This is a genomic window from Burkholderia sp. SIMBA_051 (genome assembly GCF_046534915.1).
GTDB lineage: Bacteria > Pseudomonadota > Gammaproteobacteria > Burkholderiales > Burkholderiaceae > Burkholderia > Burkholderia ambifaria.
Window position 1 is genome coordinate 22,502 of the sequence record NZ_JAWRXS010000007.1, and the last position, 17,907, is coordinate 40,408.

The following is a 17,907-nucleotide window of genomic DNA, read 5'->3' on the forward strand; positions in this document are numbered from 1 at the left end:
CGGTCAGTCCTTCTTGCCGGCCTCGCGGTCGAGCTCGCGCAGCCATGCGAGCTTGTCGGCGATCTTCGCTTCGAGCCCGCGCGGCACCGGCTTGTACCAGCGCGGCTCGCGCATGCCTTCCGGCAGGTAGGTCTCGCCGGCCGCATAGGCGTTCGGCTCGTCGTGCGCGTAGCGATACGCATGACCGTAGCCAAGTTCCTTCATCAGCTTGGTCGGCGCATTGCGCAGATGCACGGGCACCTCGCGCGACTTGTCCTGCTTCACGAACGCCATCGCCTGGTTGAACGCGTTGTAGCCCGCGTTGCTCTTCGCCGCGCACGCGAGATAGATCACCGCCTGCCCGAGCGCCAGCTCGCCTTCGGGGGAGCCGAGCCGCTCGTAGGTCTCGGCCGCGTCGTTCGCCACCTGCAGCGCGCGCGGGTCGGCCAGGCCGATGTCTTCCCACGCCATCCGCACGATCCGTCGCGCCAGATATTTCGGATCCGCGCCGCCGTCGATCATCCGGCAGAACCAGTACAGCGCGCCGTCCGGGCTCGAACCGCGCACCGACTTGTGCAGCGCCGAGATCTGGTCGTAGAAATTGTCGCCGCCCTTGTCGAAGCGCCGCGCGTTCAGCGTCATCGCGCTGCTGACGAAATCGGCATCGATGGTCGTGATTCGCGAGGAAGCAGCAGCCGTCTGCGCCTGCTCGAGCAGGTTCAGGAAGCGCCGCGCGTCGCCGTCCGCGTAACCGATGAGCGTATCGACCGCCTTGTCGTCGAACGCGAGGCCGTCGAGCGCGATTTCCTGCGCACGCTTGAGCAATTGACGCATCTCGTCGTCGTTCAGCGACTGCAGCACGTACACCTGCGCACGCGACAGCAGCGCCGAGTTGACTTCGAAGCTCGGATTCTCGGTCGTCGCGCCGATGAAGGTCACCAGCCCCGACTCGACGAACGGCAGCAGCGCATCCTGCTGCCCCTTGTTGAAGCGGTGGATTTCGTCGACGAACAGGATCGTGTGGCGGCCGGTGCGGTTCAGCGTGTCCTTCGCCTGCTCCATCGACTCGCGGATGTCCTTCACGCCGCCGAGCACCGCGGACAGCGCGATGAATTCGCAGTCGAACGCGAGCGCGGTGAGGCGCGCGAGCGTCGTCTTGCCGACGCCGGGCGGCCCCCACAGGATCATCGAATGCGGCTTGCCGGATTCGAATGCGAGCCGCAGCGGCTTGCCTTCGCCCAGCAGATGCGTCTGGCCGATCACCTCGGCGAGCGTCTTGGGCCGCAGCGCCTCGGCGAGCGGCCGGCGCGGCTCGACTTGAAACAGGTCGGACATGAACCCTCGCTCCAGATCAGACAATGGCGGCCGAACGGGCCGCCGGACCCAATATTATGACAGCCGCGCGACTGCGCCGCCGGGGGCGGGGGCCGGGCGCCCGCGCGCGGTGCCCGGCGCCGGTGCCCGCGCCCGGTGCCCGCGCCCAGTGCCCGGCGCCCGGTGCCCGCGCCGGTGCCCACGCCCAGTGCCCGCGCCCCCAAACAACACGGGCCTGCCGTTGCCGGCAGGCCCGTGTCGGGACAACGGTGCGACGCCGTCAGCCGTTGATCACATCCGCGCCCTTCGGCACGACGAACTTGAACGTATCGCCCTTCAGCGGCGGATTCGTCTGGATGTTCGTGAACGTGAGCAGCGTGACGTTGCCGAACACGTCGTGCAGCTCCATCGCGGCAAGCGTGCCGTTGCGGAACCCGATGCCGATCCGCTGGAACTGCGTGTCCTGCGCCTTCGGCAGCATCTCGAGCCAGTCGATCCCGCCCTTCTCGCCCGCATCGCGCAGCGTGTAGTTCTTGTCGAGATCGTTGCTGCCGAACAGGATCGCGGCCGGGCTCGCGCCCAGCGCGCCGTTCAGCTTGCGCTCGGTGACCTGGTTCAGGTCGCGGTCGTACACGTAGAGCTTGTCGCCGTCGGCCTGCAGCACCTGCTGGTACGGCTTCTGGTACGTCCAGATGAACTTGCCCGGACGCGAGAACACGAACGTGCCGCTCGAATTGTCGTTCGGCTTCGGCGCGGCCTGCGCGGCGCTCGCGCCCTTGCTCGGCGCCTTGACGATCTGCTGCGTGAATTCGCCCTTCGCCGAACGCACCTGCGACACGAAGGCCTTCAGTTGCTCGGTGCCGCTCGCGAACGCGTGCGTCGCCGCGAGCATCAGCGATGCACCGGCGAGCGCCGCGCCGAGCCAGCGCCGCGTCGAGCGAAGGGACAATGCGAACGAATGTTGCTGCATATTGCGGTTTTCTCCGTGGGTGGCCGGCGCCGCGGGCGCCGCGGACTCATTCCGCGTCGCGCGCCGGCACAAGAATTTCGCGGTTGCCGCTCGACGACATCGCCGACACGAGCCCCGACTGTTCCATCTGCTCGAGCAGCCGCGCCGCGCGGTTATAGCCGATCCGCAGATGGCGCTGCACGAGCGAAATCGACGCGCGGCGGTTCTTGATGACGATCTCGACCGCCTGGTCGTACAGCGGATCAGACTCGTTGCCGCCTTCGCCGGTTCCCGCGCCGGCCGAACCCTCGTCGCCATCGGCGGTGCCGCCTTCGAGCAGCCCTTCGACGTAGTTCGGCTCGCCGTGCTCCTTGAGCTTCTCGACGACGCGATGCACTTCGTCGTCGGCGACGAACGCGCCGTGCACGCGCACCGGCAGCCCGCTGCCCGGCGGCAGGTACAGCATGTCACCCATCCCGAGCAGCGATTCGGCGCCCATCTGGTCGAGAATCGTGCGCGAGTCGATCTTCGACGACACCTGGAACGCGATCCGCGTCGGCACGTTCGCCTTGATCAGGCCGGTGATCACGTCGACGGACGGACGCTGCGTCGCGAGGATCAGGTGGATGCCGGCCGCGCGCGCCTTCTGCGCGATCCGCGCGATCAGCTCCTCGACCTTCTTGCCGACGACCATCATCAGGTCGGCGAGCTCGTCGATCACGACGACGATATTCGGCAGGCGGCCGAGCGGCTCAGGATCGTCCGGCGTCAGGCTGAACGGATTCGGAATCTTTTCCTCGCGCTTCGCCGCGTCGTCGATCTTGTTGTTGTAGCCGGCGAGGTTGCGCACGCCGAGCTTGCTCATCAGCTTGTAGCGGCGCTCCATCTCCGCGACCGTCCAGTTCAGCGCATGGCCGGCCTGGCGCATGTCGGTGACGACCGGGCACAGCAGGTGCGGAATGCCTTCGTAGACGCTCATTTCGAGCATCTTCGGATCGATCAGGATCAGGCGCACCTGCTCGGCGGTCGCCTTGTACAGCAGCGACAGGATCATTGCGTTGATCCCGACCGACTTGCCCGAACCGGTCGTGCCGGCGACCAGCAGGTGCGGCATCTTCGCGAGATCCGCGCACACCGGCTTGCCGCCGATGTCCTTGCCGAGGCTCAGCGTCAGCGCCGACGACGCGGCCGCATAGACTTCCGAGCCGATGATCTCGGACAGGTGCACCGTCTGGCGGCGCTGGTTCGGCAGCTCGAGCGCCATGTAGTTCTTGCCGGGGATCGTCTCGACCACGCGGATCGACACGAGCGACAGCGAACGCGCGAGATCCTTCGCGAGGTTGACGATCTGGCTGCCCTTCACGCCGGTGGCCGGCTCGATCTCGTAGCGCGTGACGACCGGGCCCGGATACGCGGCGACGACGCTCGCCTCCACGCCGAAATCCTTCAGCTTCTTCTCGATCAGCCGCGACGTGAATTCGAGCGTATCGGCGGAAATCGCTTCCTGCGTCTTCGGCGCGGGATCGAGCAGCGACACCGGCGGCAGCGTCGAATCGCCCGGCAGGTCGGTGAAGAGCGGCACCTGGCGCTCGCGCTCGACGCGCTCGGACTTCGCCGGCGTGACGACCGGCGGCACGATCGTGACGGGCTCGTGATCCTCGATGCGCACCCGCTCCTCCTCGACCTTGCCTTCGCGGCGCACGGCCGCGGCCTCGCCGAGCTTGCGGTCGCGCTCGGCCTCGCGGCGCAGCTTCGCGACGTTGACGGCGGACAGGATCGCGCCGCCGACGCGCTCGGCGACCGACAGCCACGAGAAGCGGAAATACAGCGACAGGCCGATCGCGAGCGCGATCAGGAGCAGCAGCGTGCCGCCGGTGAAGCCGAACGCGTGCGACATCGCGCCGGCCACGGCCTCGCCGATCACGCCGCCCGCCGCGCGCGGCAACTGCACCTTCAGCGACCACATCCGCAGCGCCTCGATGCCGTCGCACGCGAGCACGACGAGCACGAACGCGAAGATCTCGGTGAGCCAGCCGATCGGCCGCTCGGGTTCGTCGACGACCGCCTCGTGACGCGTGATGCGCCGGTAGTTGACCGCGATGCGCCGTCCGAGCGGCACGATCAGCCAGTAGGCCGACAGGCCGAACAGCAGCAGGATGATGTCGGCCGTCCACGCGCCCACGCGGCCGGCCCAGTTCGAGATGTGGTCCACCTGCGCCGCGTGCGTCCAGCTCGGATCGCGCCGGCTGTAGCTCAACAGGGCCATCACCAGAAAAGCGCAGAGCGCGACCTGGAGAATCCAGCGGATCTCCGTGAGGAGCTTCGACATCCGGTGCGGCAACGCCTGTGCCTGGGCGGAATAAGGAGCTTTTGCCATGAATCCGTATAAAGAGGACGGGCCGCGGGCCCGCCTGTCGTTCGATCGCGCTCATTGTAAACGCTGCACCGGGCCGCCAAGTGTAAATGACGGTTACATAAGAGGGCCGGGTGCATGAAGCCTGGCCGCGCGCCGCCTCCCGGCAAACGCTATCGCGACGATTGAAACTCTCGTTCGGCAGTGCAGCAACGGGGCCTTTATAATGCGCGTCTGATACCCATCTATGACGGCATCCCGGTCAACCCAGACCGTCCGGCGAGCCTTATCCCGCCCGCCGCGGCCGCCTTTTACGGATTCGCACATGTCCACGCCCAAACACGCCAAAGTCCTGATTCTCGGTTCCGGCCCCGCCGGCTACACGGCTGCCGTCTACGCGGCACGCGCCAACCTGTCCCCGGTGCTCGTCACCGGCATCGCGCAGGGCGGCCAGCTGATGACGACGACCGATGTCGAAAACTGGCCGGCGGACGCAAAGGGCGTGCAAGGCCCCGAACTGATGGCGCGCTTCCAGGAGCACGCCGAGCGCTTCAACACCGAAATCGTATTCGACCACATCCACACCGCGAAACTGCACGAACAGCCGATCCGGCTGATCGGCGATTCGGGCGAATACACGTGCGACTCGCTGATCATCGCGACCGGCGCGTCCGCGCAGTATCTCGGCCTGCCGTCCGAGGAAGCCTTCATGGGCAAGGGTGTGTCGGCCTGCGCGACGTGCGACGGCTTCTTCTATCGCAACCAGGAAGTCGCGGTGATCGGCGGCGGCAACACGGCCGTCGAGGAAGCGCTCTACCTGACGGGCATCGCGAAGAAGGTCACGGTGATTCACCGCCGCGACAAGTTCCGCGCCGAGCCGATCCTGATCGACCGCCTGCTGGAGAAGGAAAAGGAAGGCGTCGTCGACATCAAGTGGGATCACGTGCTCGACGAAGTGACGGGCGAGCAGTCGGGCGTCACGGGCCTGCGCATCAAGAACGTGAAGACCGGCGCGACGCAGGACCTCAACGTGCAGGGTGTGTTCGTCGCGATCGGCCACAAGCCGAACACCGACCTGTTCCAGGGCCAGCTCGAGATGAAGGACGGCTACATCCTGACGAAGAGCGGCCTGCACGGCAACGCGACGTCGACCAGCGTGCCGGGCGTGTTCGCCGCCGGCGACGTGCAGGACAACGTGTACCGCCAGGCAATCACCAGCGCCGGCACGGGCTGCATGGCCGCGCTCGACGCGCAGCGCTACCTCGAAGGCCTGCACGACAAGAAGTAAGCGTCAAGCGTTCGGCCGCCGGGCGCTACAATGGCGTCCGCTGCCGCGAAGCAGGCTTGACCGGAAAGCCGCTGCCGCCGTGCAGCGGCTTTTTTGTGCCCGCGCGTCCGACGCGCCTGCCCCGGTTACCGAATCATGGCGAAGAACCAGCCCCATCCGAGCGATCCCGCGAAGCGGCAGATCGCCGCCCGTCCCGCGAACCCGGCGCCCGCCGCGCCCCCGCCCGCACCCGATGCCGCCACGTTGCGCGGCCAGGGCCTGGCCGGCCTCGGCGCGCTGCGCAAGTCGCTGCAAGGCGAAGCCGACCGCCGCGAGCGCGCCCGCGTCGAAACCGCGAAGGTCGCGCGCCAGGCGGAAGCCGACGCGAACCTGTTCCGCAACGAAATCGGCGCGATCCAGCCGCTGAACGCGCCGCCGCGCGCGAAGCCCGGCCGCACGCCGCCCGACCCCGTGCCGAAGCAGACGCAGCGCGACGAGGAAGATGTGCTGAACGCGACGCTGTCCGACGAATTCGATCCCGAGACGCTGCTCGACAGCGACGAATCGCTGTACTACCACCGCCCCGGCATCAGCCGCGAAGTCGTGCGCAAGCTGCGCAGCGGCGCGTGGATCGTGCAGGCGCAGCTCGACCTGCACGGGATGCGGCGCGACGAGGCGCGCGACGCGCTCGCGGAATTCATCCGCGAAGCCGGCAAGAAGGGGCTGCGCTGCCTGCGCGTGATCCACGGCAAGGGGCTCGGCTCGATCGGCAAGGAGCCCGTGCTGAAAGGCAAGGTGCGCGCGTGGCTCGTGCAGAAGGAAGAAGTGATCGCGTTCTGCGAGGCGCGCAGCCACGACGGCGGCGCGGGCGCGGTGCTCGTGCTGCTGCAGCCGCTGCCGGCCCCCGCCGATCGGGGGCCGCGTGCCGCATCCTAGGCTGACGCTCGCGATCTCGATACTGGAAGCGATCGCGACGCTCGCCTTCGCGATCTCGGGCTTCATCGAGGCGCGCAAAAACCGCCTCGACTCGGTCGGCACGTTCGTCGTCGCGCTCGCCACCGCGTTCGGCGGCGGCACGCTGCGCGACATCCTGCTCGAACGCCGGCCGTTCTACTGGGTCATCCACGACGACTACGTGATCGCGATCTTCGTGCTCGCGCTGTTCGCGCCGATCGTGCTGCGGATGCTGTCGCGGCTGTCGGCCGAGCGGCTGCTGCTGGTCGCCGATGCGATCGGGCTCGGCATCTTCAGCATCTCGGGCACCTCGATCGCGCTCGATGCCGAGATGCCGCGCTTCATCGCGGTGATGATGGGCGTGATCACCGGCGTGGTCGGCGGCATCATCCGCGACGTGCTGTGCAACGACATCCCGCTGATCCTGCGCGATTCGCGGCCGTACGCGACCTGCGCGTTCGTCGGCTGCTGGTTCTACCTGCTGCTCGCATGGCTGCAGTTCGACTCGGTGTACAGCGTGCTGTTCGCGACCGGTTTCATCCTCGTCGCGCGGCTCGCGACGTTCAAGTTCGACGTGCGGTTGCCGCACTGACGCCGCCACACATCGCCACATGCAAAAATGAAAGGGGCCGTTCACACAGACGGCCCCTTCTCTTTCGTTCAGCGTAAACGCCGCCTCACGCGATCCGCTCTTCCGACGCCGGATCGAACAGCACCGCCTTCGACACGTCGAACAGCAGCGACAGCGTCTGGTCGGGCTGCGGGTTCGCGGCCGGATGCACGCGGCTCACGATCCGCTTGCCATTGACCTGCGCGAACACGTGCGTGTCGGGGCCGGTCGGCTCGGTCACGTCGACGCGCACGTCGAACGGCTGCAGGTGCGACGCGTCGCCGTTGTGCGCGTGGCGCACGTCGGTGATGCGCTCCGGACGCAGGCCGAGGATCACCTCGCGGCCGACGTGCGACTTCAGCTGGCCATCGAACGGCAGGTTCAGCGCGCCGCGCTTGACGCCCGTGTCGATCTCGAGCGCGATCCCGCTGCCCTGCTCGACCAGCTTGCCGTTGATGAAGTTCATCGGCGGCGCGCCGATGAAGCCCGCGACGAACAGGTTCGACGGCGAATCGTAGATGTCCTGCGGCGCGCCGAACTGCTGGACCACACCGTCCTTCATCACCGCGATCCGGTCGCCGAGCGTCATGGCCTCGATCTGGTCGTGCGTCACGTAGACGATCGTCGTGCCGAGGCGCTGGTGCAGCAGCTTGATTTCCGCGCGCATCTCGATGCGCAGCTTCGCGTCGAGGTTCGACAGCGGCTCGTCGAACAGGAACAGCGACGGATCGCGCGCCAGTGCGCGGCCCATCGCGACGCGCTGGCGCTGGCCGCCCGACAGCTGGCCCGGCTTGCGATCGAGCAGATGCTGGATCTGCAGCATCGCCGACACGCGCTCGACGATCTGCTGCTGCTCGCTCTTGGGCACCTTGCGGATGTTCAGGCCGAACGAGATGTTCTCGCGCACCGTCATCGACGGATACAGCGCGTACGACTGGAACACCATCGCGATGTCACGGTCCTTCGGCGACAGGTCGTTGACGACCTTGCCGTCGATGCAGATCTCGCCGCTCGTCACGGTCTCGAGGCCGGCGATCATGTTGAGCAGCGTCGACTTCCCGCAGCCCGACCCGCCGACCAGGATCAGGAACTGTCCGTCCTCGATCTCGATGTCGACACCCTTCAGGACCGGCACCCCGTTCGGGTAGGTCTTGTACACGTCACGGATGGAAAGGCTTGCCATGCTGTGAATCCTCTGTCTCGTCTCGCGCGGCGCACTGCGGCGCCGCGTCGGGTTCGTTTCGATGCGCCGCGCTTCGCGCGCGGCCGGTTCGTCGTATCGGATGAAACCGCGCTTACCCCTTCACCGCGCCCGCCGTCAGCCCGCGCACGAAGTAGCGGCCGGCGACCACGTAGACGAGCAGCGTCGGCAGCGCGGCGATGATCGCGCCCGCCATGTCGACGTTGTACTCCTTCACGCCCGTCGACGTGTTGACGAGGTTGTTCAGCGCGACCGTGATCGGCATCGAGTCGACGCCGGAGAACACGATCCCGAACAGGAAGTCATTCCAGATCTGCGTGAATTGCCAGATCAGGCACACCATGAAGATCGGCAGCGACACGGGCAGCAGGATCTTCGTGAAGATCGTGAAGAAGCCCGCGCCGTCGATGCGCGCGGCCTTCACGAGCTCGGCCGGCACGCTCACGTAGAAGTTGCGGAAGAACATCGTCGTGAACGCGATGCCGTACACGACGTGCACGAACACCAGGCCCGGAATCGTATTCGCGAGGCCGAGCATCCCCTGCAGGCGCGCCATCGGCAGCAGGATCACCTGGAACGGGATGAAGCAGCCGACCAGCATCATCGTGAACAGCGCATCCGCGCCGCGAAAGCGCCAGTGCGTGAGCACGTAGCCGTTGAACGCGCCGATCAGCGACGAGATCAGCACGGCCGGAATCACCATCTGCAGCGAATTCAGGAAGAACGGCTTCATCCCGTCGCAGCGCACGCCGGTACACGCGCCGCTCCACGCCTTCACCCACGGATCGAAAGTCCAGTGCGTCGGCGGCGTCAGCAGGTTGCCGGTGCGCAGCTGGTCGAGGTCCTTGAACGACGTCGACAGCATCACGTAGATCGGGAACAGGAAATACAGCGCGAACAGGATCAGCGCCGCATAGATCACTGCCCGGCTGATCGTCATCTTAGGCTGCATTGCGGGTGCTCCTCGATTCCATATACATCAGCGGCACCAGCACCGCGACCACGGTCGCGAGCATCATCACCGACGACGCCGCGCCGAGCCCGAGCTGGCCGCGGTTGAACGAAAACGTGTACATGAACATGGCCGGCAGCGACGACGACGTGCCGGGGCCGCCCGCCGTCAGCGCGACGACCAGGTCGAAGGTCTTGATCGTGATGTGGCAGAGGATCAGCAGCACCGAGAAGAACACCGGGCGCATGCTCGGGATCACGATCTTGCGGTAGATGGTCGGCAGCGTCGCGCCGTCGACCTGCGCGGCCTTGAAGATCTCGGCGTCGACGCCGCGCAAGCCGGCGAGGAACAGCGCCATCACGAAGCCGGTCGACTGCCACACGGCGGCGATCACGATACAGAAGATCGCCTTGTCCGGATCGTCGAGCCAGCCGAACGAGAAGCTCGTCCAGCCCCAGTCGTGCATCACCTTCTCCAGGCCGAGGCCCGGGTTCAGGATCCACTGCCACGCGGTGCCCGTGACGATGAACGACAGCGCCATCGGGTACAGGAAGATCGCGCGCAGCGCGCCTTCGTTGCGGATGCGCTGGTCGAGCAGGATCGCGAGGAACAGCCCGAGCGCGACGCAGATCGCGATGAACGGAATCCCGAACCAGCCGAGGTTTGCGGCGGAGGTCCACCACACGTCGTTCTGGAACAGGTCCGAGTAACGGCCGAAGCCGTCGAATTCGTAGTTCGGCAACAGCCGCGAGTTGGTCAGCGACAGATAGCCGGTAATCAGGATGAAACCGTAGATGAACACCACGGCGATCGCGAGGCTCGGCGCGAGCACGAGCTTCGGAATCCAGCGATCGGCGAAGGCCGACATCGGCGACGTGCGCCGCGCGACGGCAGCGCCGGATCCGTTTCCGCTAAGAGGGGCAGCCACTTGATTCGACTCCTGGAACGAGGGCGGCGCAGGCCGGGCCGGCGCCGGGTACGGCGCGGGCCCGCCGGCGAGCCCGTTTGCTGCACATGCAAAAACGCCCGGCCGACGATGCGTTTCCGGCCGGGCGCCCGTTGCGCCTTACTTCACCTTCGCGGCTTTCGCGAGCGCGGCGACCGCGCTCTTCGAATCCTGCTGCGAGTTCATGAACTTCGTCACGACGTCGGTGATCGCACCGGCCGTCGCGTCGCCCTGCGCCATTCCGTGCGCAAGCGACGGCACGAAGCCGCCCGACTTGATCGCGGTCTGCTCGTCGGCGTACGACTTCTTCGCGCAGTCGTCGAACTTGTCCATCTTCACGCCGAGGCGTACCGGCACCGAACCCTTCAGCAGGCTGAACTGCTCCTGGAAGGCCGGCGTCATGATCGTCTTCGCCAGGGCGAGCTGGCCCGGCGTCGCGTCCTTCTGGCCCTTCTGCTGGAAGAACACGAACGAGTCGACGTTGAACGTGTACGAATTCGCCGTGCCCGGCACCGCTGCACAGATATAGTCCTTGCCGGCCTTCTTGCCCGCGTTCTCGAACTCGCCCTTCGCCCAGTCGCCCATGAACTGCATGCCGGCCTTGCCGTTGATCACCATCGCGGTCGCGAGGTTCCAGTCACGACCGTTGCGGCCGGTGTCGAAGTAGCCCTGGATCTTGCGCACCGTGTCGAACACCGACACCATCTGCGGCGAGTTCAGCGTGGCCTGGTCGAGATCGACGAGCGCCTTCTTGTAGAACGCCGGGCCCTGCGACAGCACGACGTCTTCCCACAGCGTCAGGTCCTGCCACGGCTGGCCGCCCATCGCGACCGGCTGGATGCCCGCGGCCTTCAGCTTGTCGGCCACCGCGAAGAACTCGGGCCAGGTCGTCGGCACCTTCGCGCCGATCTTGTCGAGCGCGGCCTTGTTGATATAGAGCCAGTTCACGCGGTGCACCGAGAACGGCGCGGCGACGGTATGGCCCTTGTACTTGATGATCTTGTCGATTTCCGGCGGCAGGTTCTGCTTCCAGTCGCCGGCAGCGGAATCGATGTTGACGAGCACGCCCTGGTCGGCCCAGTCCTGGATCAGCGGGCCCTTGATCTGCGCGGCCGACGGGGAGTCGCCGCTGATCACCTTGGTCTTCAGCGCGGTCATGGCCGCCGCGCCCGCGCCGCCCGCGACCGCGAAGTCCTTCCACACGTAGCCCTGCTTCTGGAGGTCGTCCTTCAGCACGCCGACGGCCTTCGACTCGCCGCCCGAGGTCCACCAGTGCAGCACCGTTACGTTCTCGGCCGCCTGCGCCGCCACGGCGCCAGCCATCAGACCCGCGGCGCAGAGCGCGCCCATGATCGAGCGAACTTTCATTACTTATCTCCTCCAGACTGAATCAACTCGTGAGGTTCCCTGACCGGGAACCGGCTTCTTGATAAACGACGGGGAAATCGAGCCGCGGGACGCGTGCAGCGTACGGGGCCGATGACCGGCCGGGCTCTTACAGAAAGCGTGAATCGAGATTCAACGGCGTGTCTCCTCATTGTGTTTCTGGCCCGCCGCGATGCCGCGGCGCGAGCCCGGGGCGACGGCGCGCGGACGATGCGCACCGTCAATGTCCGATAACATTCGGCACAAGGCGTTCCCGAAGGCGAAGCTCGCGCAGTTCATCGACCGCACTTCTTTTTTTCTTCACCCAGGTGCTACCCCTTGCGGCGGATTGTAGTTAAACTACAATTCAGTGTCAAAAATATTTTTATCGCACTACGGATCGCTTCCCAGCACCCCAACCGGCGGAGACACATGCATACCGATTCCAGCTTTACCTTCGTACTTTTCGGCGGCACCGGCGACCTGTCGATGCGCAAGATCCTGCCCGCGCTGTTCGAAGCGCACCGCGGCAACATGCTCGCGGAAAGCGGCCGGATCGTTGCCGTCGCGCGGCACGAATCGGATCGGGCGGGCTATCTCGAGTGGGTCGACACGCACGTGAAGCCGCATGCGGCGAAGGCGGCCGGCAAGGCGTTCGACGACAGCGCGTGGCAAGCCTTCCTCGAGCGCATCGAATACGTGAAGCTCGACCTCGGCCGCGCGGAGGACTACACCGTGCTGCGCGACGCGGTCGCGCAATTGCCCGGCATCCGCGTGTTCTATCTCGCGACGGGGCCGTCGCTGTTCGTGCCGATCTGCAAGGCGCTCGCGTCGGTCGGCCTGAACGAAGGCGCGCGCATCGTGCTCGAGAAGCCGCTCGGCTACGACCTGCGCTCGTCGAACGCGATCAACGACGCGGTCGGCGAGATCTTCGCGGAAGACCAGATCTACCGGATCGACCACTACCTCGGGAAAGAGCCGGTACAGAACCTGCTCGCGCTGCGCTTCGGCAATGCGCTGTTCGAGCCGCTGTGGCGCCGCGAATGGGTCGAGAGCATCCAGATCACGATCGCCGAGGAGCTCGGCGTCGAGGCGCGCGGCGATTTCTACGACAATACGGGCGCGCTGCGCGACATGGTGCAGAACCACCTGCTGCAGCTGCTGTCGATCGTCGCGATGGAGCCGCCGCACTCGATGGATTCCGACTCGGTGCGCGACGAGAAGCTGCGCGTGCTGCGTGCGCTGAAAGCGATCGATCCGCGCGACATCGGCAAGGTCGCGGTGCGCGGCCAGTATCATGCGGGCGTGATCAAGGGCGCGCAGGTGCCTGCCTACGCGACCGAGCCGGGCGTGAAGCCCGACAGCCAGACCGAAACCTTCGTCGCGCTGAAGGTCGAGATCGAGAACTGGCGGTGGGCCGGCGTGCCGTTCTTCCTGCGCACCGGCAAGCGTCTTGCCGATCGCGTCGCGGAGATCGTCGTCAATTTCCGTCCGGTGCCGCACTCGGCGCTCGGGCCCACCGCGCTGCGCGCCGGCGCGAACCGCCTCGTGATCCGGCTGCAGCCGAACGAGACGATTCGCCTGTACTGCCTCGCGAAGCAGCCCGGCGAAGGGATGAACCTCGCGAGCGTGCACCTCGACCTCGCGTTCGACCAGTTCTTCAAGGAAGGCCAGATGGAGGCCTACCAGCGCCTGCTGCTCGACGTGATCAACGGCCGCCTCGCGCTGTTCGTGCGCCGCGACGAGCAGGAAGCCGCGTGGCGCTGGGTCGAGCCGATCCTGAACGAATGGGCGCGCTCGCTGAAGCCGCCGAAGCCGTACGCGGCAGGCACGTGGGGGCCGGCCGCGGCGAGCGCGATGCTCGCACAGCACGGCACCTGCTGGCTCGAAGAAGAAAATTGATGCAAACCGTTGCCGTGCGCGCTTGGCGCGCGGCAACGTGCCCCACGATTCATACGAATTGAACAGACAAAGCAGTCCGGAGGAGATGTGATCGAGATTCACGCTTTCGACACCCAGGAAGCGCAAAGCGAGGCGCTCGCGCGCGCCGTGGGCGATGCGCTGCGCGCCGCGCTCGCGGGCCCCGCGCGCCCGACGCTCGCGGTGTCCGGCGGCACGAGCCCGCGCCCGTTCCTGCAAACGCTGTCGCACGCGGCGCTCGACTGGGCCGGCGTCGACGTCACGCTGGTCGACGACCGCTGGGTGCCGGAGGACGACGCGGCCAGCAACGCGCACCTCGTGCGCGACACGCTGCTGCAGCACGCGGCGGCCCCTGCCCGCTTCCTGCCGCTCGTCGACACGCGCGCCGCGCTCGATGCGCACGTCGCCGCGCTGAACGCGAACGCCGACTACCGCGTGCCGACCGTCGCCGTGCTCGGCATGGGCGAGGACGGCCACACCGCGTCGATCTTCGCGGACGCGCCCGAATGGGACCACGCGATCGCGACGCCCGAGCGCTTCGTCGCCGTGCATCCCGGCGCCGCGCCGCATGCGCGCGTGAGCTTTTCGCTCGATGCGCTGAAGCGCGTCGACCGGCTCTTCCTGTTGATCGCGGGCAGCCGCAAACGCGACGTGCTCGACGCCGCGGCCGCCACGCTGCAGAAGAACGCGATTTCCCACCTGGCCAACGACAAGGGGACCCAGCTCGATGTCTACTGGTGCGCAAAGTAAGGCGGTCGTCGCGGTCCAGCATGCCGACGGCCCGCGCCTGCTCGCGGACGTCGGCGGCACCAACGCGCGTTTCGCGCTGGAAACCGGCCCGGGCGAGATCACGCAGATCCGCGTCTATCCCGGCGCCGACTATCCGACGATCACCGACGCGATCCGCAAGTATCTGAAGGACGTGAAGATCAGCCGCGTGAACCACGCGGCGATCGCGATCGCGAACCCGGTCGACGGCGACCAGGTCACGATGACCAATCACGACTGGAGCTTCTCGATCGAGGCGACGCGCCGCGCGCTCGGCTTCGACACGCTGCTCGTCGTCAACGACTTCACCGCGCTCGCGATGGCGCTGCCCGGCCTCACCGATGCGCAGCGCGTGCAGATCGGCGGCGGCACGCGCCGCCAGAACAGCGTGATCGGGCTGCTCGGGCCCGGCACCGGGCTCGGCGTGTCCGGCCTGATTCCGGCCGACGATCGCTGGATCGCGCTCGGCAGCGAAGGCGGCCACGCATCGTTCGCGCCGCAGGACGAGCGCGAGGATCTCGTGCTGCAGTACGCGCGCAAAAAGTTTCCGCACGTGTCGTTCGAACGCGTGTGCGCCGGCCCCGGCATGGAGATCATCTATCGTGCGCTCGCCGCGCGCGACAAGAAGCGCGTCGCCGCGAACGTCGACACGGTCGAGATCGTCGAGCGCGCGCATGCCGGCGAAGCGCTCGCGCTCGAGGCGGTCGAGTGCTTCTGCGGAATTCTCGGCGCGTTCGCGGGCAGCGTCGCGCTCACGCTCGGCGCGCTCGGCGGCGTCTATATCGGCGGCGGCGTCGCGCTGAAGCTCGGCGAACTGTTCACGCGCTCGTCGTTCCGCGCGCGCTTCGAGGCGAAGGGCCGTTTCACGCACTATCTGCAGAACATCCCGACCTACCTGATCACCGCCGAATATCCGGCGTTCCTCGGCGTGTCGGCGATTCTCGCGGAGCAGTTGTCGAACCGTTCGGGCGGCGCGTCGTCGGCGGTGTTCGAGCGGATTCGCCAGATGCGCGACGCGCTGACGCCGGCGGAGCGCCGCGTCGCCGATCTCGCGCTGAACCATCCGCGCTCGATCATCAACGACCCGATCGTCGACATTGCGCGCAAGGCGGACGTGAGCCAGCCGACGGTGATCCGCTTCTGCCGCTCGCTCGGCTGCCAGGGCTTGTCGGACTTCAAGCTGAAGCTCGCGACCGGCCTCACCGGCACGATTCCGATGAGCCACAGCCAGGTGCATCTCGGCGACACGGCCACCGACTTCGGCGCGAAGGTGCTCGACAACACGGTGTCCGCGATCCTGCAGCTGCGCGAACACCTGAACTTCGAGCACGTCGAGAATGCGATCGAGATCCTGAACGGCGCGCGCCGCATCGAGTTCTACGGGCTCGGCAATTCGAACATCGTCGCGCAGGACGCGCACTACAAGTTCTTCCGCTTCGGGATTCCGACGATCGCGTACGGCGACCTGTACATGCAGGCCGCGTCGGCCGCGCTGCTCGGCAAGGGCGACGTGATCGTCGCCGTGTCGAAGTCGGGGCGCGCGCCCGAGCTGCTGCGCGTGCTCGAGGTCGCGATGCAGGCCGGTGCGAAGGTGATCGCGATCACGTCGAGCAACACGCCGCTCGCGAAGCGCGCGACCGTCGCGCTCGAGACCGACCACATCGAGATGCGCGAGTCGCAGCTGTCGATGATCTCGCGGATCCTGCATCTGCTGATGATCGACGTCCTCGCGGTCGGCGTCGCGATTCGTCGCGCGTCGACCAACGGCGAGTTGCCGGAGGCCGTCGCGCAGGCGCGCGCACGCGCGAGCGACGACGAAACGGCCGACGTGCTCGACTGGCTGAGCCACGGCGCATCGCCGGCGGCGAAGGACGTCGCGCGCGACTGACGCGCGGCGCTTTCCGACCGCCCGAAAAAAACGCCACCGACGCACATCGCGCGGTGGCGTTTTTTCATGCCGCGGCCATTGCGGCCTCCGCTCACGCCCCCGCTTTCACCGGCCGCCCATGCCAGCGCAGCACGAGATAGCGCCCGGCGAAACACAGCACGCCCGACACACCGATCGTCACGCCCATCGCGAACGGCGTGCCGTCCGCGAGTGCGCCGATCGCGACGCTCGCGAGCGCGCCGAGCGCGAGCTGCATCGCACCGAACACGGCCGCCGACGCGCCCGCGTTGTGCGGGTAGCGATGCATCAGGTCGGTCGTGCAGTTCGCGGACAGGATCCCGACCACGCCGACCACGAAGAACAGGCACACGACGATCGACCATAGCCCGCCCCACCCCGTCAGCGCGACGAGCGCGACCGCGAGCGACGCGATGCAGCTCACGAGCGACGCGGCGGAAATGAGGCGCAGCGAGCCGATCCGGCCGACGAGCCGCGTGTTCGCGAAGTTGCCGATCATGATCCCGACGACGTTCAGCCCGAACAGCAGCCCGTAGTGCTGCGGCGACACGTGGAAATACTCGATGTACACGAACGGCGTCGCGGTGATGTACGAGAACATCGCCGCAAACGCCATCCCGCCGCACAGCATGTGCCCCCACGCGACGGGATCGGACAGGATGCGCCCGTACGACGCGAACGATGCAAGCACGGCCGCGCTCTTGCGCCGCTCCTTCGGCCAGGTTTCGGGCACGCGCAGGTACGCGGTCGCCGCGCACAGTGCGCCGAACGCGGCCAGCACGACGAACACGCCGCGCCAGCCGGCGAAGCGCAGGATCTGACCGCCGATCAGCGGCGCGAGCAGCGGCCCGACCGCGGTGACGATCGCGACCATCGACAGCACCTTCGCGGCGTCGGTCGGTTCGTGCGCGTCACGCGCGATCGCGCGGGCGAGCACCGACGCGGCGCCCGCGCCGAGCGCCTGCAGGAAGCGCACGACGATCAGCATGTCGATCGAGCCCGACACGAAGCAGCCGATGCTCGCGAGCGTGAACAGCGCGATGCCGCCGAGCAGCACCGGGCGGCGGCCCCACGTATCGGACAACGGACCGTACAGCAGCATGCCGATCGAGAAGCCGGCCATGAAGCTCGTCAGCGTGCGCTGCGCGGCGCCGGGGCTCACGGAGAAGCCGTCGGCGATCGACGGCAGGCTCGGCAGGTACATGTCGGTGGCAATCGGCCCGCAGGCGGCGAGCGCGCCGAGCAACAGGATCAGCCGGGCATCGGGCCGGCGCCGGACGACGTGGGACATGGGTATCCGCAATGGAGGCCCGCGCGCATCGGGGCGCGCGTGGCGGTGAAGACGGGAGGCCGCGCCGCGGACGGCGCTCAGGCCCATGATTGTACGCGCAACTTTTTTGCGTGCCGGCGGCGCGTGTGGCGC

General features: G+C 67.3%; 14 protein-coding genes. 6 read left to right on the plus strand and 8 right to left on the minus strand.

Going from position 1 to position 17,907, the window contains the following annotated elements; translation table 11 throughout:
• Positions 1-3: 3 nt before the first annotated feature.
• From SB771_RS18260 to SB771_RS18270, 3 genes are all read right to left on the minus strand, one after another.
• On the minus strand, positions 4-1,314 hold the full coding sequence (locus SB771_RS18260) for a replication-associated recombination protein A (RefSeq protein ID WP_012363288.1): 1,311 nt from the start codon (positions 1,312-1,314) through the stop codon (positions 4-6).
• Positions 1,315-1,573: 259 nt separating this feature from the next.
• Positions 1,574-2,263, minus strand: coding sequence for an outer membrane lipoprotein chaperone LolA (gene lolA / locus SB771_RS18265; RefSeq protein WP_006750827.1), 690 nt, complete (start codon positions 2,261-2,263; stop codon positions 1,574-1,576).
• A gap of 46 nt (positions 2,264-2,309) precedes the next feature.
• Positions 2,310-4,619 carry a DNA translocase FtsK gene (locus tag SB771_RS18270; protein ID WP_175660976.1) on the minus strand — a complete coding sequence of 770 codons (2,310 nt, stop codon included), beginning with the start codon at positions 4,617-4,619 and terminating at the stop codon, positions 2,310-2,312.
• 301 nt (positions 4,620-4,920) lie between these two features.
• Between SB771_RS18270 and trxB the strand changes: the two genes are divergently transcribed.
• The 3 genes from trxB to SB771_RS18285 all read left to right on the plus strand — a co-directional run bounded on the left by trxB (position 4,921) and on the right by SB771_RS18285 (position 7,408).
• Positions 4,921-5,883 (plus strand): thioredoxin-disulfide reductase, encoded by a 963-nt coding sequence (trxB, locus tag SB771_RS18275; protein ID WP_006750825.1) that lies wholly within the window; start codon positions 4,921-4,923, stop codon positions 5,881-5,883.
• 135 nt (positions 5,884-6,018) lie between these two features.
• Positions 6,019-6,798: a Smr/MutS family protein gene (locus SB771_RS18280; RefSeq protein ID WP_175660975.1), complete on the plus strand. Its 780-nt coding sequence runs from the start codon at positions 6,019-6,021 to the stop codon at positions 6,796-6,798.
• Positions 6,785-7,408: a trimeric intracellular cation channel family protein gene (locus SB771_RS18285; RefSeq protein ID WP_175660974.1), complete on the plus strand. Its 624-nt coding sequence runs from the start codon at positions 6,785-6,787 to the stop codon at positions 7,406-7,408. The genes SB771_RS18280 and SB771_RS18285 overlap by 14 nt, the downstream gene beginning before the upstream one ends.
• 85 nt (positions 7,409-7,493) lie before the next feature.
• Here the strand turns inward: SB771_RS18285 and SB771_RS18290 are convergent, their stop codons facing one another.
• The 4 genes from SB771_RS18290 to SB771_RS18305 form a co-directional block, all read right to left on the minus strand.
• Positions 7,494-8,609 (minus strand): ABC transporter ATP-binding protein, encoded by a 1,116-nt coding sequence (locus tag SB771_RS18290; protein WP_006750822.1) that lies wholly within the window; start codon positions 8,607-8,609, stop codon positions 7,494-7,496.
• A 112-nt stretch (positions 8,610-8,721) separates the two neighbouring features.
• Positions 8,722-9,579: a carbohydrate ABC transporter permease gene (locus SB771_RS18295; protein ID WP_006750821.1), complete on the minus strand. Its 858-nt coding sequence runs from the start codon at positions 9,577-9,579 to the stop codon at positions 8,722-8,724.
• Positions 9,569-10,507, minus strand: a complete 939-nt coding sequence (locus SB771_RS18300) for a carbohydrate ABC transporter permease (protein WP_011656200.1) — start codon at positions 10,505-10,507, stop codon at positions 9,569-9,571. The genes SB771_RS18295 and SB771_RS18300 overlap by 11 nt, the downstream gene beginning before the upstream one ends.
• A 138-nt stretch (positions 10,508-10,645) precedes the next feature.
• Positions 10,646-11,893, minus strand: a complete 1,248-nt coding sequence (locus SB771_RS18305; protein ID WP_011656199.1) for an ABC transporter substrate-binding protein — start codon at positions 11,891-11,893, stop codon at positions 10,646-10,648.
• A 429-nt stretch (positions 11,894-12,322) separates the two neighbouring features.
• Between SB771_RS18305 and zwf the strand changes: the two genes are divergently transcribed.
• The 3 genes from zwf to SB771_RS18320 all read left to right on the plus strand — a co-directional run bounded on the left by zwf (position 12,323) and on the right by SB771_RS18320 (position 16,466).
• A complete protein-coding gene (gene zwf, locus SB771_RS18310) occupies positions 12,323-13,792 on the plus strand; it encodes a glucose-6-phosphate dehydrogenase (RefSeq protein WP_012363282.1) in 1,470 nt (489 codons plus the stop codon).
• Positions 13,793-13,879: 87 nt separating this feature from the next.
• Positions 13,880-14,560 carry a 6-phosphogluconolactonase gene (pgl, locus tag SB771_RS18315; RefSeq protein WP_175660973.1) on the plus strand — a complete coding sequence of 227 codons (681 nt, stop codon included), beginning with the start codon at positions 13,880-13,882 and terminating at the stop codon, positions 14,558-14,560.
• Positions 14,538-16,466: a bifunctional transcriptional regulator/glucokinase gene (locus SB771_RS18320; RefSeq protein WP_105831589.1), complete on the plus strand. Its 1,929-nt coding sequence runs from the start codon at positions 14,538-14,540 to the stop codon at positions 16,464-16,466. Before pgl ends, SB771_RS18320 begins: the two co-directional genes overlap by 23 nt.
• 91 nt (positions 16,467-16,557) lie before the next feature.
• Here SB771_RS18320 and SB771_RS18325 read toward each other — a convergent pair whose 3' ends face one another.
• Entirely contained in the window at positions 16,558-17,775 is a 1,218-nt protein-coding gene (locus SB771_RS18325; RefSeq protein WP_105831586.1) for a Bcr/CflA family multidrug efflux MFS transporter, read from the minus strand.
• Between the last annotated feature and the right edge of the window lie 132 nt (positions 17,776-17,907).

Excerpts from the sequence above, each read along its gene's own strand:
- SB771_RS18260 (WP_012363288.1), bottom strand. The coding sequence starts at position 1,314 with ATGTCCGACCTGTTTCAAGTCGAGCCGCGCCGGCCGCTCGCCGAGGCG.
- SB771_RS18325 (WP_105831586.1), bottom strand. The coding sequence starts at position 17,775 with ATGTCCCACGTCGTCCGGCGCCGGCCCGATGCCCGGCTGATCCTGTTG.
- trxB (WP_006750825.1), top strand. The coding sequence starts at position 4,921 with ATGTCCACGCCCAAACACGCCAAAGTCCTGATTCTCGGTTCCGGCCCC.
- SB771_RS18280 (WP_175660975.1), top strand. The coding sequence starts at position 6,019 with ATGGCGAAGAACCAGCCCCATCCGAGCGATCCCGCGAAGCGGCAGATC.
- lolA (WP_006750827.1), bottom strand. The coding sequence starts at position 2,263 with ATGCAGCAACATTCGTTCGCATTGTCCCTTCGCTCGACGCGGCGCTGG.
- SB771_RS18320 (WP_105831589.1), top strand. The coding sequence starts at position 14,538 with ATGTCTACTGGTGCGCAAAGTAAGGCGGTCGTCGCGGTCCAGCATGCC.
- SB771_RS18305 (WP_011656199.1), bottom strand. The coding sequence starts at position 11,893 with ATGAAAGTTCGCTCGATCATGGGCGCGCTCTGCGCCGCGGGTCTGATG.
- SB771_RS18290 (WP_006750822.1), bottom strand. The coding sequence starts at position 8,609 with ATGGCAAGCCTTTCCATCCGTGACGTGTACAAGACCTACCCGAACGGG.
- SB771_RS18295 (WP_006750821.1), bottom strand. The coding sequence starts at position 9,579 with ATGCAGCCTAAGATGACGATCAGCCGGGCAGTGATCTATGCGGCGCTG.
- zwf (WP_012363282.1), top strand. The coding sequence starts at position 12,323 with ATGCATACCGATTCCAGCTTTACCTTCGTACTTTTCGGCGGCACCGGC.
- SB771_RS18270 (WP_175660976.1), bottom strand. The coding sequence starts at position 4,619 with ATGGCAAAAGCTCCTTATTCCGCCCAGGCACAGGCGTTGCCGCACCGG.